The 14349-nt window shown below is 63.6% G+C and carries 21 protein-coding genes; 19 read left to right on the top strand and 2 right to left on the bottom strand.

The genetic code is table 11. The features are described from left to right. Positions 1-31: 31 nt before the first annotated feature. Both RQ479_RS08260 and RQ479_RS08255 read right to left on the bottom strand, forming a co-directional pair. Entirely contained in the window at positions 32-301 is a 270-nt protein-coding gene (locus tag RQ479_RS08260; protein WP_376704720.1) for a hypothetical protein, read from the bottom strand. A gap of 416 nt (positions 302-717) precedes the next feature. Further along, positions 718-1104, bottom strand: coding sequence for a helix-turn-helix transcriptional regulator (locus tag RQ479_RS08255; RefSeq protein ID WP_376704719.1), 387 nt, complete (start codon positions 1102-1104; stop codon positions 718-720). Between the two features lie 73 nt (positions 1105-1177). Between RQ479_RS08255 and RQ479_RS08250 the strand changes: the two genes are divergently transcribed. From RQ479_RS08250 to RQ479_RS08160, 19 genes are all read left to right on the top strand, one after another. Next, the gene (locus tag RQ479_RS08250; RefSeq protein ID WP_376704718.1) at positions 1178-1471 is read left to right on the top strand and encodes a helix-turn-helix domain-containing protein; all 294 of its coding nucleotides are present in this window, start codon (positions 1178-1180) and stop codon (positions 1469-1471) included. Beyond that, positions 1468-1680, top strand: coding sequence for a hypothetical protein (locus RQ479_RS08245; protein WP_376704717.1), 213 nt, complete (start codon positions 1468-1470; stop codon positions 1678-1680). The genes RQ479_RS08250 and RQ479_RS08245 overlap by 4 nt, the downstream gene beginning before the upstream one ends. A 274-nt stretch (positions 1681-1954) precedes the next feature. After that, positions 1955-2446: a hypothetical protein gene (locus tag RQ479_RS08240; RefSeq protein ID WP_376704716.1), complete on the top strand. Its 492-nt coding sequence runs from the start codon at positions 1955-1957 to the stop codon at positions 2444-2446. Further along, on the top strand, positions 2443-2877 hold the full coding sequence (locus RQ479_RS08235) for a hypothetical protein (RefSeq protein WP_376704715.1): 435 nt from the start codon (positions 2443-2445) through the stop codon (positions 2875-2877). The genes RQ479_RS08240 and RQ479_RS08235 overlap by 4 nt, the downstream gene beginning before the upstream one ends. Continuing rightward, positions 2874-3434 (top strand): hypothetical protein, encoded by a 561-nt coding sequence (locus RQ479_RS08230; RefSeq protein ID WP_376704714.1) that lies wholly within the window; start codon positions 2874-2876, stop codon positions 3432-3434. The genes RQ479_RS08235 and RQ479_RS08230 overlap by 4 nt, the downstream gene beginning before the upstream one ends. Next, complete coding sequence (locus tag RQ479_RS08225) at positions 3434-4027, top strand: DUF1643 domain-containing protein (RefSeq protein WP_376704713.1); 594 nt, start codon at positions 3434-3436, stop codon at positions 4025-4027. The genes RQ479_RS08230 and RQ479_RS08225 overlap by 1 nt, the downstream gene beginning before the upstream one ends. Next, positions 4024-6735 carry a DNA methyltransferase gene (locus RQ479_RS08220; RefSeq protein WP_376704712.1) on the top strand — a complete coding sequence of 904 codons (2712 nt, stop codon included), beginning with the start codon at positions 4024-4026 and terminating at the stop codon, positions 6733-6735. Before RQ479_RS08225 ends, RQ479_RS08220 begins: the two co-directional genes overlap by 4 nt. After that, positions 6732-6992: a hypothetical protein gene (locus RQ479_RS08215; RefSeq protein WP_376704711.1), complete on the top strand. Its 261-nt coding sequence runs from the start codon at positions 6732-6734 to the stop codon at positions 6990-6992. The genes RQ479_RS08220 and RQ479_RS08215 overlap by 4 nt, the downstream gene beginning before the upstream one ends. Next, a complete protein-coding gene (locus tag RQ479_RS08210; protein WP_376704710.1) occupies positions 6985-7284 on the top strand; it encodes a hypothetical protein in 300 nt (99 codons plus the stop codon). Before RQ479_RS08215 ends, RQ479_RS08210 begins: the two co-directional genes overlap by 8 nt. Next, positions 7277-7642: a hypothetical protein gene (locus RQ479_RS08205; protein WP_376704709.1), complete on the top strand. Its 366-nt coding sequence runs from the start codon at positions 7277-7279 to the stop codon at positions 7640-7642. Before RQ479_RS08210 ends, RQ479_RS08205 begins: the two co-directional genes overlap by 8 nt. Beyond that, positions 7630-7875 (top strand): hypothetical protein, encoded by a 246-nt coding sequence (locus RQ479_RS08200; protein WP_376704708.1) that lies wholly within the window; start codon positions 7630-7632, stop codon positions 7873-7875. The genes RQ479_RS08205 and RQ479_RS08200 overlap by 13 nt, the downstream gene beginning before the upstream one ends. Then, entirely contained in the window at positions 7875-8117 is a 243-nt protein-coding gene (locus RQ479_RS08195) for a hypothetical protein (protein WP_376704707.1), read from the top strand. Before RQ479_RS08200 ends, RQ479_RS08195 begins: the two co-directional genes overlap by 1 nt. After that, positions 8114-8353: a hypothetical protein gene (locus RQ479_RS08190; RefSeq protein ID WP_376704706.1), complete on the top strand. Its 240-nt coding sequence runs from the start codon at positions 8114-8116 to the stop codon at positions 8351-8353. The genes RQ479_RS08195 and RQ479_RS08190 overlap by 4 nt, the downstream gene beginning before the upstream one ends. Continuing rightward, complete coding sequence (locus RQ479_RS08185; RefSeq protein WP_376704705.1) at positions 8350-9156, top strand: HNH endonuclease; 807 nt, start codon at positions 8350-8352, stop codon at positions 9154-9156. The genes RQ479_RS08190 and RQ479_RS08185 overlap by 4 nt, the downstream gene beginning before the upstream one ends. Then, the gene (locus tag RQ479_RS08180) at positions 9153-9683 is read left to right on the top strand and encodes a hypothetical protein (RefSeq protein WP_376704704.1); all 531 of its coding nucleotides are present in this window, start codon (positions 9153-9155) and stop codon (positions 9681-9683) included. Before RQ479_RS08185 ends, RQ479_RS08180 begins: the two co-directional genes overlap by 4 nt. Before the next feature lie 214 nt (positions 9684-9897). Next, positions 9898-10524, top strand: a complete 627-nt coding sequence (locus RQ479_RS08175; protein WP_376704703.1) for a hypothetical protein — start codon at positions 9898-9900, stop codon at positions 10522-10524. Further along, positions 10521-11054, top strand: coding sequence for a hypothetical protein (locus RQ479_RS08170; protein WP_376704702.1), 534 nt, complete (start codon positions 10521-10523; stop codon positions 11052-11054). Before RQ479_RS08175 ends, RQ479_RS08170 begins: the two co-directional genes overlap by 4 nt. After that, positions 11051-12286 carry a P4 alpha zinc-binding domain-containing protein gene (locus tag RQ479_RS08165; RefSeq protein ID WP_376704701.1) on the top strand — a complete coding sequence of 412 codons (1236 nt, stop codon included), beginning with the start codon at positions 11051-11053 and terminating at the stop codon, positions 12284-12286. The genes RQ479_RS08170 and RQ479_RS08165 overlap by 4 nt, the downstream gene beginning before the upstream one ends. Further along, positions 12286-14109 (top strand): phage/plasmid primase, P4 family, encoded by a 1824-nt coding sequence (locus RQ479_RS08160; RefSeq protein WP_376704700.1) that lies wholly within the window; start codon positions 12286-12288, stop codon positions 14107-14109. The genes RQ479_RS08165 and RQ479_RS08160 overlap by 1 nt, the downstream gene beginning before the upstream one ends. Positions 14110-14349 lie beyond the last annotated feature (240 nt).

The following is a 14349-nucleotide window of genomic DNA, read 5'->3' as shown; positions in this document are numbered from 1 at the left end:
TTCAGAATGCGGGAGTGAGAATCATGCAGGCTTATGGGGCCCGCTTGCGCGGCTTGGCGACCAACATCGCCGCCAGTTCGCTCGCCAGATCGACGACCTTGGCCCGGTCCTCATCGTCCAGCGGCGCAAGGTAGGTGGCTATAACCTCTCCGAACTGGAGGGCCAGGTCTTCTCCAAACGACCGCTCCAGCCTGTCGACCACCTCCCGGTTGAGGCTCTTCGCGCCTCGAACCGCCTCGAGCCGGGCTTTGAGTTCGGGCGGCAGGCGGACATGAAAACTGGGGCGTGGCGGTCGAGGCATGCCTCGACTTATCGCCGAAAGGTCAAGCCTTCGAAATGGTTCCATATTTGACGGAAATTTGGTACTATTTTCCCCGCTATTCACAGGCCATCGTTACAGGTTGAAATAATCTGGTGATCATTCAGCAACGGTTGTATGCGTACCGAAATGGCACACTGGACGGCGTGAAAACTGATTTGACAGCCTACAGGAAATTGTTCCTAACTTCACTGCCGTTCGGTTTGGGAGAAGAGACAAGTGATCCAGTACGAATCGCGGGAAGCTGCGGGCGAGCAGGCGATGGCCAAATTGCGGGCGATTGCGACATCGCCTCAATCAAAGGCAGCGATAATCTCCGAGCGCATTGCCAGGGAGACGCGATCGATCGCAGAGGCGATGAGGCAAATCCATGGCGGGCACTGGCGTGTACTTATCGATCACGACGTCGGTGTGGTTGCAGTCTCGCGGGATTTTTCGGAGCCGCTCGGCTCGCCCAGCGCGAATCTGGCATAGGTCAGTACGGCGGCCTGGATCTCCCGTGGAGCCGCCGCTAGGCGGGTGAAAACTTCGCGCAGCTCGTCGCTGCCATCGATGTCCTGCGGCAAGCCTTCTCCAGTAATGAGCCAAGCTTCTCTCACCCGGAAGGCGCGGGCATAGTCCTTGGCCGCGCGGGTGATTCCTGTCCTGCCGCTCTCGTGCTGAATGTAGGTGTTGTAGTTAAAGCCGAAACGCTTGGCGGCGGCCTTCGCATTGTCGAAGCCGCGCATCTCGCGGGCCTGGCGCAGGCGCGCAGCCTGCTCGTCTATTCGGGTTACATCCGTCATAGCGTGACTTTTTCACATTTCTGCAGTGAGTTTCTACTTGACAGATTGATGTGACTTTCTCACACTATCGGTCATGATGGATCATTCGTTCGAACTAGACACGGCTGTCGACGTGGTCGCCCTGCGGGGCGAACTGGGCTGGACGCAGCAGCAACTCGCCGACCATTGCGGTGTCGACCGCTCGACCGTCTCCACCTGGGAGACGAGGCCGCCGACCAAAGGGCCGGCTTTGATTCTGCTCCGCCAACTCCAGGCATCGCTTTCCGATGCTGCTCGCCACAATTCGGTGGTCGATGGCGTCGCGGCCGGTCCTGAAATCTCCCAAGCCGGGACCGGCCACCCTCGTTCTCGCGAGGCGGCCGAATGACCGCGCTCCGCTGCTCGCCTTCGCTGACCTTGCTGCCGCCGCCGGCTGAGCCGGTGCGCCGGCTGCCGCCAAAAACGCTGCGGCTTTTAAAACTGCTGTCCGCCTTTTCCCGCGAATATCCCGCCGATCTGCTGGCGCGCCTTCTGCGCGACGAGGCAAAGCGGGTGTTGCGCTGGGGTCCGAGAGGAGGCGGCAGTGCTCACCCATAACCCAGAGCGAAGGGCGGTCAGGTACGGCTCGCGAGGCCCCCTGCACCTGTTGAGGCACGCCCGGCGAAAGCCGTGCGGAGGAGCAAAGCTCGCCGCCCACGATGACGAAGGACCCTGGAGGGCAGGCCTTTGGCTGCTCTCCAGGGGGCCGCCTTGATGATGTGACGTAGACGCGGGTTTTCATGCCCGCGAGTTGAACCCTTTCCCCTTCGTCCCGCCATGGGAAATGCAGCCCGCATTTCCCACGCCGGGAAAACTGTGCCCGGAGCCAGACATGGCCGAAATTTCCAGTCAGTGGTTTTACCGCCTCAAAGCCGCGCAGCGCGATTTGATCGAACGCTGCGGCACGATCGAGCGCGCCGCTGCCATCGCCTCGCTGTCGAAAAGCCAGATGGGCCGCTTCAACAATGCCGGCGATCCCGAGCTGATGCCGCTCTCGGCGGTGCTTCTGCTCGAGGCCGAATGCGGCACGCCGCTGGTCACCAGCGTCATGGCCGAACTCAACGGCCGGCGCCTGGCCGATGCCGATGCGCCGGGTGCCGCCAATGCGACGATGATGGCCGCGCATGCCGATGTCGTCGTGCAGTTCGGCGAGCTGATCGCGTCCGCCGCCATGGCCTTCGCCGATGGCAGGCTGACGCCGGCCGAGCTCGCCGGTATCGATCGGGGCGCGGCGAAACTGGAAAGCGCACTTGCCGAACTGCGCAAGGCGGCTGCGGCTGCCCGCGGCGCCGGTGGCCTCAGCATAGTCAGCGGTGCGGCATGAGGTTCGTCAAGCAGCTGTTCCGGCACGATCCGGCCAATGGCGTCTATGGCGACTGCTACCGCACCGTCGTCGCCTGCCTGCTCGACCTCGATCATGACCATGTGCCGCATAGGCACGAGGTGCTGAGCAATGAGGAGCAGTGCGGCGCGATGGACGCCTTCCTGCGGGATAGAGGCGTCCACACGATCCGCATTGCGCTGAACGGCGGCGATGTCGACGGCGCGCTTGCCGTCGCCGCGACGCTGAGCGACGGGCTGCCTTACCTCTTCTCCGGCCAAAGCCGCAACGGCACCAACCACGTCGTTATCGCCCGTGACGATCGCATTATCCACGATCCCTCGCTCGACGACAGCGGCATCGTCGGCCCGACCGACGTTGGCCAGTTCTGGGTCGAATGGCTGGTCCTGCCCCTGAAGGGGTATCCGGTATGACCTTCTTCGGCCTTGAAACTATCTATGGGGTCCACCGCGAGCACGCGACGCCGTTCCTGACCCGCGCGAGGATCGGCCGGCTGCGCATCCACATCTTTCACCGCGGCGATGCTGATCCCGATCCGCACGATCACCCCTGGGATTTCTGGACGTTCCCGCTGACGGCCTATGTCGAAGAGGTGGTTGATTTCGCGCTTGCGGAGAAGGTGCGCGAGTTTCCCAGAAAGATTGCCGGAAACCATCTTATGACGCGCAGGCAGATCGTGCCGGCCTGGCGCTGGTCATACCGTCCGGCCGAACACGCGCATCGGGTGCTTGGCCTGTACGACAGGATGGCGACCTTGGAAGCGGCGATGGGTGCTTTCATCGTCGGCGCCGCCCGTGTGCCGCCGCAGACCCGGCCGGGCAAGATCATCACCATTGTCTGGCAAGGCAAGTCGAACCGCAAATGGGGATTCCTGCGCAACCGCAATGGCAAGTGGTGCTGGACGCCCTGGCGTGAATACGTCTTCGGCGGCGGCAAGCACGCGCCCTGCGAACCGGAGGGTGGCGAGTGATGGCCGATCGTCCGACCTACATCGACAAGGGCGCTCAACTCTCCGCCTGTGGCACCTATCGCTATCGGCTGTGGCGAGAATGGCGGCTGCACCCTGCGCCGGCCCAGTGGGACATGTGGACAGACGAGCGCGGCAAGCCGATCGTCGATGGTGCCGGTGCGCAGCTTGGCGAGCCGAAGACCTGCGTCTTCGTCATGCTCAACCCGTCGACTGCCGACGGCAACGAGGATGACCCGACAATCAGGCGGTGCGTCGGATTTGCCCAGGCCTGGGGTTACGATCGGCTCGAGGTTCTCAATCTCTTTGCCTATCGGGCCACCGAGCCTCGCGCGCTGCTGGCACTCAATCATGACGATGACGCCGTCGGCGAAGGCAACCGCGCCGCGTTCGACCATGTCCTGGTCAGCAACTATCCAGTCGGCACGATCATATGCGCGTGGGGCCAACACGGTGCGTTCCTCGGCCAGGACGAGACGGCCTTGGGCTGGATGGGTAGCCGCGCTCGCTATTCGCTGGGCTTTACCAAGGACGGGCACCCGAAGCATCCGCTTTACCTGCCGAGAGACGCGCAGCCGGCGAGGTTCCGGCCATGACGGCGCATCCCGACTATGCCGAGTTCCTCAAGGCCAAGGTGCGCCTGGCGCCGTCGCTCGGCTTCGATATCGACCCGGCGACGATCAATCCACTGCTGAAGCCGATGACGCAGGCGATCGTGCCATGGGCCTGCCGCGGCGGCCGGCGCGCGCTGTTCCTGCGCTTTGGCCTGCACAAGACGTCGACGCAGCTCGAGATCCTGCGCCAGTCGATGATGCATGCCGGCGGCCACGCGCTACAGGTCGTGCCGCTTGGCGTCAGGCATGAGTTCTTCCTGGAGCAGGCGGAGCGGCATCCGGACATCGAGCTGAAGTTCGTCAACCGCCCAAACCAGATGGAAGAGGCCAACAGGCCGGGCCCGGGCAGGAAGCTGATCCACCTGACCAATTACGAGCCGATCCGCGATGGCAAGCTGGAACCCTGCCTGTTCACCGCCGCATCGCTCGACGAGGCGGCCGTGCTGCGCGGGTTCGGCGGCACCAAGACTTTCAGAGAGTTCATGGCGACTTTCGCCGGCGACGATCGCAAGACCGGCGTAAAACATGCCGGCGTGCGCTATCGCTTCGTCGCCACCGCCATCCCTGACCCGAACGAGTATATCGAGCTTCTGGCCTACGCCGCCTTTTTGGGCGTCATGGATGTCGGTGAAGCCAAGACCAGGTTCTTCAAGCGCGACAGCACCAAAGCCGACCGGCTGACCCTGCATCCGCACAAGGAGGATGAGTTCTGGCTGTGGGTGGCGAGCTGGGCGCTGTTCGTGCAGAAGCCCTCCGATCTCGGCTATTCCGACAACGGCTACGATCTGCCCGAGATCGACGTGCGCTGGCACGAAATCCCGTCCGACCACAGCGCGGCCGGGCAGGACAGGAATGGCCAGGCGCGCATGTTCGCCGATAGCGCCCACGGTGTCGTCGACGCGAGCCGCGAGAAGAAGCGCTCGCTCGATGCGCGCGTCGAAAAGATGCTGGAGATCCGCGCCGAAGATCCCGCGGCGCACCGCATCATTTGGCACGACCTCGAGGCCGAGCGGGTGGCGATCGAGAAGGCTATCCCGACCGTCAAGGCCGTATGGGGCACGCTCGACGACGATTTGAAGGAAAAGCGCGTCGTCGGCTTTTCCAGGGGCGAATTCGCCGAGCTCGCCACCAAGCCGGTGATCAGCGGTTCCGGCTGCAATTTCCAGAAGTATTGCTGGTGGAACATCTATCTCGGCATCGGCTTCAAGTTCCACGACTTCTTCCAGTCGCTGTTTCGCACCCAGCGATTTGGCCAGACGCGCCGCGTCCGCGCCGACCTGATCTACACCGAGGCCGAGCGCGGCACGCGGCGCGAGCTCGAACGCAAATGGCGCGAGTTCGAGGCGCAGGCCGAGAAGATGTCGGCCATCATCCGCCAGTACGGGCTTGCCGAACAGGCGATGGACGGCGCGCTGAAGCGCTCGATGGGCGTCACCAGGCAGGAGGTGCGCGGCGAGAATTACCTGGTCGTGCACAACGACACCGTCGAGGAGACGCGCTCGATGGCCGACGACAGCGTCGACCTGATCGTCACCTCGATCCCGTTCTCGACGCAGTACGAATACACGCCGTCCTTCAACGATTTCGGCCACACCGACAGCGATGCGCATTTCTGGGCGCAGATGGACTTTCTGACGCCGCAGCTGCTGCGCGTGCTCAAGCCCGGGCGGCTCGCCGTCATCCATGTCAAGGACCGGATCGTGCCGGGCGGTGTCAACGGCTTCGGCTTCCAGACGGTCAACCCGTTCTCCGACGACTGCTGTTCGCATTTCCGCCGGCACGGCTTCGCCTTCATGTCGCGCGTCACCATCGGCACCGATGTCGTGCGCGAGAACAATGGCACCTATCGGCTCGGCTGGAGCGAGCAATGCAAGGACGGGACCCGGCAGGGCAATGGCATGCCGGAATACACGCTGACCTTCCGCAAGCCGCCGACCGACCGTTCGAACGGCTATGCCGACCAGCCCGTCGTCAAGCAGAAGCCGCTGTCCTTCACCGACCATACCGAGCAGCCGGACAAGTCGCTGCCGCTGGGCGAGGGCGTGCGCACCCAGACGTTTGAGCGTTCGCTGCGCAGCGCGCCCGGCACCGGCTATTCGCGCGGCCGCTGGCAGATCGATGCGCATGGCGTGCGCCGGTCGAGCGGCGACCGGCCGCTGCTGCCGGACGAGCTGCGCCGCCTGGTCAAGCTCGATGCCAAGCTGATCTATCGCGGCTGGAAGAAATGGGCGGAAGAGAACGTCTACGATCACGCCCTGCATGTCGAATTCGCCGAAGTGCTCGACGCCGAAGGCAGGCTGCCGCCGACCTTCATGATCGCGCCGCCGCACAGCGATCATCCCGAGATCTGGACCGACGTGGCGCGCATGCGCACGCTGAACATGCTGCAGCAGCGCAAGGGCCGCGAGATGCATCTCTGCCCGCTGCAGTTCGACATCGTCGAGCGGGCGATCGAGCAGCATTCGATGCCTGGCGAGACGGTGTTCGACCCGTTCGGCGGCATCATGACCGTGCCCTATTGCGCGCTGCGCATGGGCCGCAAGGCCATCGCGGTGGAGCTCAACCCGGACTATTTCGCAGACGGCTGCACCTATGCCGAAATCGCCGCCGGCGGCGGGCAGGGGCCAGGCCTGTTCGACCTGATCGCGGCCGAGCAATCGGCGGATGACGTTGACGAGGCGGCGGAATGAACCACGCGCCAATCGTCGCCGACGCCTTTGATCCCAGCCATGTCGATTTCGACGTGTTCGCCATGTTCCTCGAGGCGCGCCGCGTGCATCGCCGCAAGAAGCCGCGCCAGGTCGCCAAGGAAGCCGAGATCGAGCTTGACGCGGTGCTGCGCGCGGCGCGTGGCCGCAACCCCGGCAGCTATGAGTTCTTCGCGCTGTGCGACTGGATCGGCGAGGAGCCGACGCTCTTCCTGAAAAGGGAGTTCCGGCATGGCTAGGCTCGCCACGTATGACTATCGCTCGCTGGGCCGGCTGCTGCGCGCCCGGCTGGAGGATGACGGGCGCGGCTGGCGCGTCTGCGCGGCCGAGATCGGCGTCTGTGCCTCCGACCTTTCGCGCATCTGCAACGGCCAGAGCGTCTCGGCGCCCAAGGTCATCGCCGTCTGCGACTGGCTGAAACTGTCGTTCCGCGCCTTCTACGACCCGCCGCAAGCAGCCGAGCCAGAGCGTGAAACACCAAAAATGTTTCACGGGAAGAGCACTGAAACAGAGGGGCGTCACGATGGCTGAGACTGACGATCTGATCCACGAGCTGGACATGGCGGAGCGCCAGTTGGCGCGCTTCACCGCAGAGCCAGAGGAAGAAAAACCCCGCTACGTCTACTGGGTCCAGCTGGTCAACGGCTTCGGGCCGAAGTCCAGGGCGTTCGTCGTCATCTTCGAGTGCCCATTTGCGACCACTGCCGATCTCGACCGTGAGCTGCGCCAGCACGGCGTCGTCAATGGCTCGCGGCTCGATACGGTCGACGACGGCAAGGGCGGACGGCTGATCCGCAACCGCTCCGATTTCATGTTCGGCGTCGCCGGCCTGGTCTCGATCCAATCCTACCACAAACCCTGCTGGGAGCCCGACGCATGGCCGCTATGAAGAGACCCGAACCCGGCTTCGGCAAGCCCGGCAGCATCGATCCGAAGCGGCTGATGAAACTGCCGCTGCCCATGCAGGCGGAAGGCATCCGGCTGCTGTTCGAAATGGGCTTGAGCATGAGCCAGGTGAAGAAATGCGTCGGCCTGTCGGCCGGCACAATCGACCTGATCCTGCAGAAGGCCAAGCCGTTCACCCGCGGCGGCGACATCAACACCGTTGCGGAGGGCATGTGATGCTGCGCCGCTCGGTGTCCACACCCGACTTTTCCGAGGTCGAGCTCCGGCAGGCGCTGATGCGGCTGGGCGGGGGCTGGCTGACCGGCGACGCTGCCCTGGCGGCGATCGTGCTTTGGTCCAGCGGCCAATTCGACACGAACGCAATCGCCGCAGTCCTGACCGTTCGCGAGGATGCCGTTTGCCGCACCCTGGCAATGGCGCGTGACGGCGCGCGTGCCGATGCGAGGGCTGCACGATGAAAAACCGACTGTCCGACCTCAACAATCACCTGTTCGCGCAGCTGGAGCGCCTGTCTGACGAAGACCTGACCAAGGAGCAGATCGAGCAGGAAGCGACGCGCGGCGAAGCGATCGTCGCGGTCGCCGATCAGATTATTCGCAATGCCGCCCTGCAGATCAGAGCCGCCGAGCTTGTCGCCGAGTATGGCTCAGACCCGGAGCCCTATCTTCCCCAAATCGAGGGAAAAACCTCGTGAGGGGAGGCCGCATCAGCTATTCCGCCGCCGAAATGGAGTGGCTGGCGGCCAATCGCACGATGGTCATCAGCGACTATCACCGGGCGTTCTGCGCCGCGTTCGACCGTCAGGATGTGACCGCTGCAAACCTTCACGGCCTGCGCAAGCGCAAGGGATGGAAGGTGGGGCGTGCGCCTGGCCGGTTTTCGGGCCGACACCTTCGCTACTCCGCTGCTGAGATCGCCTGGCTGCGCGATAATTGCACGATGGAGGTCAACTCTTGGTGCGCCGCATTCCGCGAGGCGTTCGGCCGGGATGATGCCACGCCCGCCAGGTTGCACAGCTTGCGCAAGCGCATGGGCTGGAAAACCGGCCGTACCGGGCATTTCGACAAAGGGCACGTTTCGCACAACAAGGGCAAAAAGATGCCCTTCAACGCGAACTCGGCCGAGACGCAATTCAAGAAGGGGCAGCTGCCGCTCAACTATCGTGGGCCCGGGCACGAATCGATCGATGACGATGGCTACGTCTGGATCGTCACCGATCAGACCAATCCGTGGACAGGCGCCGCGACGTGGCGCGTTCACAAGCATCGCTGGCTATGGGAGAGGGCAAACGGGCCTGTGCCGGAAGGCCATGTTCTCAAATGTCTTGGCGACAAGAAGAACACCGACCCGTCGAATTGGGAGTTGGTGCCGATCGGCCTGTTGCCCCGGCTCAACGGAAAATCCGGCCGCCGCTACGACAAGGCCCCGGCCGAACTGAAGCCGACCATCATGGCTGTCGCCAAGCTGGAGCATCGGGTGCGGAGTGTTGCCAAGTGAGGCCTTCGGTCACCACGCTTGCCATGGATGCGCGGCAGAGTGCCGCCGATGTCGTCGCGCGGCACAAGAAGCAGGCATCGTTCCGGCTTTATGCCGTGCTGGCGCCTTGCCTTGAAATCTGCGAGCGCTGCACGCGCAACCCGGCCGATCTCGCCGAGATCGAAGCGCTGTTTCGCCAGCAGCCGCATGACGGCAACCGCCGCTATGTCGAGGCTGGTAGCCACATCTTCGTGCTGGTCTGCCGCTTCGTCTTTTCCGGCACGAATCGATCGAACGCCATCCGCTATTCGCAATGCCTGCGCGAGGCGGTGAAGCTCGGCATCGACAGCGAGGACCTCGAGGCCTGGCTGCGTCAGAATGGCGGCGTCAACGCGCTCTACTTCCGCCGGCCGCTTGCTTCGCGGACGGCGAGCGCGCGTACATTGCGGCTCGCTCGGTCGATCACCTTCCCGCGCGACAAGCCCTTCACGCTGACGCTGCAGTGGGGAACCGACAATGCTTTTCGGGTGCTGGAGGCGGCGGAGTGACGAACCCATATCTGATCACGGGCCCCGCGCTGATCTCGTTCTCTGGCGGGCGGACAAGCGGCTACATGCTGCACCAGATCGTCCAGGCGCATGGCGGCGCGCTGCCGGATGACGTGATTGTCGCCTTCGCCAACACAGGCAAGGAACGCGAAGAGACGCTTCGCTTCGTACATGACTGCGGGTTGAATTGGGGCGTTCACATTCATTGGGTCGAATGGCGCTCAGGATATCCGGTTTTGAACAGGTTGGCTTCAATAGCGCCAGCCGCAACGGCGAGCCGTTCTCAGCACTGATCGCAAAGAAATCCCGCCTCCCCAATGGTCATGAGCGCTGGTGTACCGAATATCTGAAAGTGAAGCCGATTTTCGCTTTGATGCGGCATCAGCTTGGCCTCGACCCCGGCAGTTATGAGGAAATCCTCGGTCTTCGCTATGACGAGGGCATGCGCATATTCAGGGGTATGGACCGCGCCGCGAAAGACGGCCGCAGCGTCTCGTATCCGCTCTCGAAGGCTAAGGTTGTAAAGTCTACCGTCTCGGACTTTTGGGCAGTGCAGCCCTTCTACCTCGATCTGGAACCATGGGAGGGCAACTGCGACCTTTGCTTCCAAAAAGGGAAGGGCATCCGTAAGCGGATCATCCGAGATCATCCCAATTCCTCCGAATGGTGGGCCCGCGAAGAGGCGAGCGTGGGAGGACAATTTGACCAACGCGACAGTGTTTCTGGTCTCGTGGAGCAGGTCAGGTCTGCTCCGATGCTTTGGGAAACCTTCGTAGATACGTTCGATGACGGCATGGAGCACGACGTCGAGTGCGGCCTTCATTGCGGGGAGGCAGCATGAACCTGCAGCCGTTCCTGATCGGCGAGGGCTGGGTCGAAGTGCTCGACGGCAACGACACGGCGCGCGATATTTTCAAGCGCCACTACAGCTATCGGCCGCGCCAGCAGCGTCGTCGCGCCGAACTCATCATGGGGCCGGGTTTCAAGCTGTTGCTGGTCACCGCAGATGCCGGTGCGCTCTGTGCCTGGCGCAAAGAGCAGCACCGTGCGGACGGTCAGGTCGGTGTGGAATGTGCGATCTTCCGCCGTGAGGACGGTGAGGACCTTGCGAGCGATTTGCTTGCGGCTGCAATGTTGATCGCATGGGCGCGCTGGCCCGGCGAGCGGTTCTTCTCTTTCGTCGATCCGCGAGAGGTCGTGCCGACCATGCGGGCATCGCGCCCGACCTGGGGGCATTGCTTTTATCAGGCCGGATGGCGCTTCGCCGGCATCACGAAGAAGAGACTGCACGTCCTCGAATACCGGCCGGAATGGCTCGATAAGTCTACACCGGCGAGCCTGCCGCATAATGCCTCTCCGGAGGTGCTATGAGCGAAGCCATAAAACTCTTCGTCGAAGACGCGCGTGCGGTGTCGATCGAGGCCGCGGCGAAAATCATGGGCCTCAAGTTCAAGCGGACTGGCTTTGAGCATCCGCAGCCCTGCCCTCATTGCGGCGGAACCGATACATTTGCGTTCAACACTACCAAGGAAAAATGGAACTGCCGCGCTGGCGGCATCGGCGGCAACGATTCTATCGGCATGGCGGCCCATTGCGAAGGGCTGGACGTCAGGCGCCGCGATGGCTTGCTCGAGGCCTGCTCAATCGTCCTCGGCCGCGACATTCCCGACGAGGGCGAGCGCGAGAGCGACGAGGATCGCCGGGCGCGCAAGCAGCGGCTGGAAGAGCGGCGCGTGCAGAACGAGGCCGCCTTCGCCGAGCGCGCGGCCAGTCAGGACGAGTTTCGCGAACGCGAGCGAAACAAGGCGCGCGGCATCTATCAATCGCTGACAGCCCTGCGCACGGCCGCGCAGATGCATGGCCGGTTCTATCTTCAGTGCCGCTGCGGCGGCTATCCTGACGCGACCTGGCTGCGCCTCGGCGCCGATGTCACCTACTGGCTCGGCCAGGACGAGCGCGGCAGCCCGCTTGCGCTCTTTTCGGGTCCGGCCATGGTGGCGCCTTTCATCGGGCCAGACCTGGCGGCGATCGGCTGCCACATCACCTGGATCGATCTTGATCGGCCGCCGAAGTTCCGGCCAGAGCTGGTCGACCCCTCGACCGGCGAATTGCTGCCTTCCAAGAAGATGCGCGGCTCGAAGAAGGGCGGCCTGATCCCGATTGCCGGTCATCCAGAGGCCAATCGCTGGGTCGGCGGCGAGGGCATCGAGAACGGCGTCGCCTTCGGTGTCTGGGAAGGGTTTCGCGAAGACACCTTCTACTTCGCCGCCGGCGATCTCGGCAATCTGTCGGGCCCGGCCGAGGCCTCTTCGCGCTTTGCCCATCCGACGCTGAAGAAGCTCGACGCCAAGGGCGTGGCGCGGCCGGTGATGGTCGCCGGGCCGGTTCCCAAGGCCGACCAGGACGCCGACGACGCCATGTGGATTGGCGACCAGGTCGGCGAGCTGGTGCTGTTGGCGGACGGAGATTCCGAGCGGGTGATGACGGCTGCCGCCATGGCCCGGGCCCGTGCCCGCCATGCGCGGCCTGGCCGGCTCATTCCGATCGTCTGGCCGCGCGCCGGATATGATTTTTCACGCATGGCGGTCGAGACGGGGGAATAGTGGCCAAGAAAAAGACTGGCATGCCGCAAGAGGTTGCCGCACTGCTCGAGGAAGCGACGCGCCAGGCCCAAGCGGCTGGGTTGCCCCGCACCCCGCTCGATGCCGATGTGACTGTCGATGAACTGGATGATGGCGAGCCCGGCACCGGGCCCCGCCGCGGCAGCAAGGTCGACCTTGAAGTGGTCAAGGCCTGTGCCGGCCTCGATCATTCCGACACCGACAATGCCGAACGGCTGCTTGCCCACTTCGGCGAGGATCTCTTGGTCCGTGCCCAGTCGAAGGCTCGCAAGGCCGCCTATGCCGTGTGGACCGGCACGCACTGGGATATCGACACCGGCGAGCCGCGCGCCCTGGCGGTGGCGCAGAATGTCGGCGGCCGCATCGCGCTGGAGATCGAATATATCGACCACACGCCGGCCGAGAAGCAGGCGATCGAGCGTGGGACAGAGGCGCTGAAGATCCCGGAAGAGGAGCGAACCAAGGGTCAGGAACGCCTGGCCAAGATGGCCAAGGCTGCCGAGGCCAACCTTGTCAAGCGCATCAGCCGACGCATGAACCATGCCGTGTCCTCGAAGAACAAGGGCCGGCTGGAGGCGATGCTCGCCTGCGCCGCGCCGCACATCCAGCGCGGGCCTGACGAATTCAACGCCGACCCGCTGAAGGTGGCGCTGGCCGGCCATACGCTGTGCTTCCGGCGCACCCTGAAGCGCGTTCGCAACCCTGCCTTGGACGATCCCCCGGACTTCGAAGAACAGGACAGCCGCGAGGACCTGCCGGAGTTCATCCATGTCGCAGATGCCGAGCTCAAGGTGGTCGAAGGCCACCGGCGGCAGGACATGATCACGCAGCGCGTGCCGGTGCCCTACGACCCGAAAGCCAAATGCCCGAAATGGGACGAGTTCCTGAAAGACAAGCTGCCGCTCGACGAGGTGCGCCGCATGGTCCAGGTCGCCTCCGGCCTCGGCCTGGTCGGTGTCACCGTGCAAAAGCTGTTCTTCCACTATGGCAAGGGCGCCAACGGCAAGTCGGTCTACATGGAAACGCTCTGCCGGCTGCTCGGCGAGGTGGCGGTCACGTTGCCGTCCGAATCGTTCATCGGCGAAGGCAAGGCGGGCGGTGCGGCCAATCCCGACATGGCGCGGCTCTATGGACGGCGCTTCCTGCGCGTCAAGGAACTGCCCGAGGGCGAGGATCTCAGGGAGAACCTGGTCAAGGATTTGACCGGTGGCGAACATTTTACCGTGCGCGACCTGTTCGAGGGCTATTTCGACTTCAAGCCGGTGTTCACCGGCCACATGTCGGGCAACGGCTATCCCAAGATCACCGGCACCGACAACGGCATCTGGCGGCGCATGGCCGTCATCCACTGGTCCAAGATCATTGCCGAGGCCGACCAGCGCGAGTTCGAGGAAGTGGTGGCCGAGTTCGTGCCGGAATATCCGGGCATTCTCAACTGGCTGATCGAGGGCGTGATGATCTTCCTGCGCGAAGGCCTGGTGATCCCCGACGCGGTGCGGCTGAAGACGCAGGAGTACCGCGACGAGATGGACCGCACCTCGGCCTTCTGTGCCCGCTGCGTCGTGCCGGACGCCTCGGCCGAGCTGACTGCCAAGGAGTTCTATCAGGCCTATGTCGACTTCACCGTCGACGAGGGCGGCAAGCCGATCTCGCTGACCGCCTTCGGCCTGATCATGAAGAAGAAATACGACAAGATCGACGGTCGCATCGTCGTCTATCGCGGCGTCAGGCTGGTCGACGTGCCGGCCTCCAAACAGGGCAATCTCGGCTCAGGTTCCAGCGATTTCGAGGGCCATTTGCGATGATCCCCGCAACCCCCTCCAGCCGTGTCGTGACCGCGCGCAAACTGATGCGCGCATTGAAATCATTCAGCTTTTCGCCGCGATAGTTGCGATAGTTCGCGACACTCCGCGATAGTTCATTCAGCGAGAATAACACAATGAAATCGACGGTTTGCGATAGTTTGCACCAGTTTTCCGCCGCCTATAGAGGTGGGGAAGGGGAGCGGGGAATTGATATCTTCACGTCTATGAGCAACCAAAACT

It is taken from the genome of Mesorhizobium sp. ISC25, assembly GCF_042295465.1.
Lineage (GTDB): Bacteria > Pseudomonadota > Alphaproteobacteria > Rhizobiales > Rhizobiaceae > Mesorhizobium.
This window is presented reverse-complemented; position numbering and strand designations above follow the sequence as displayed.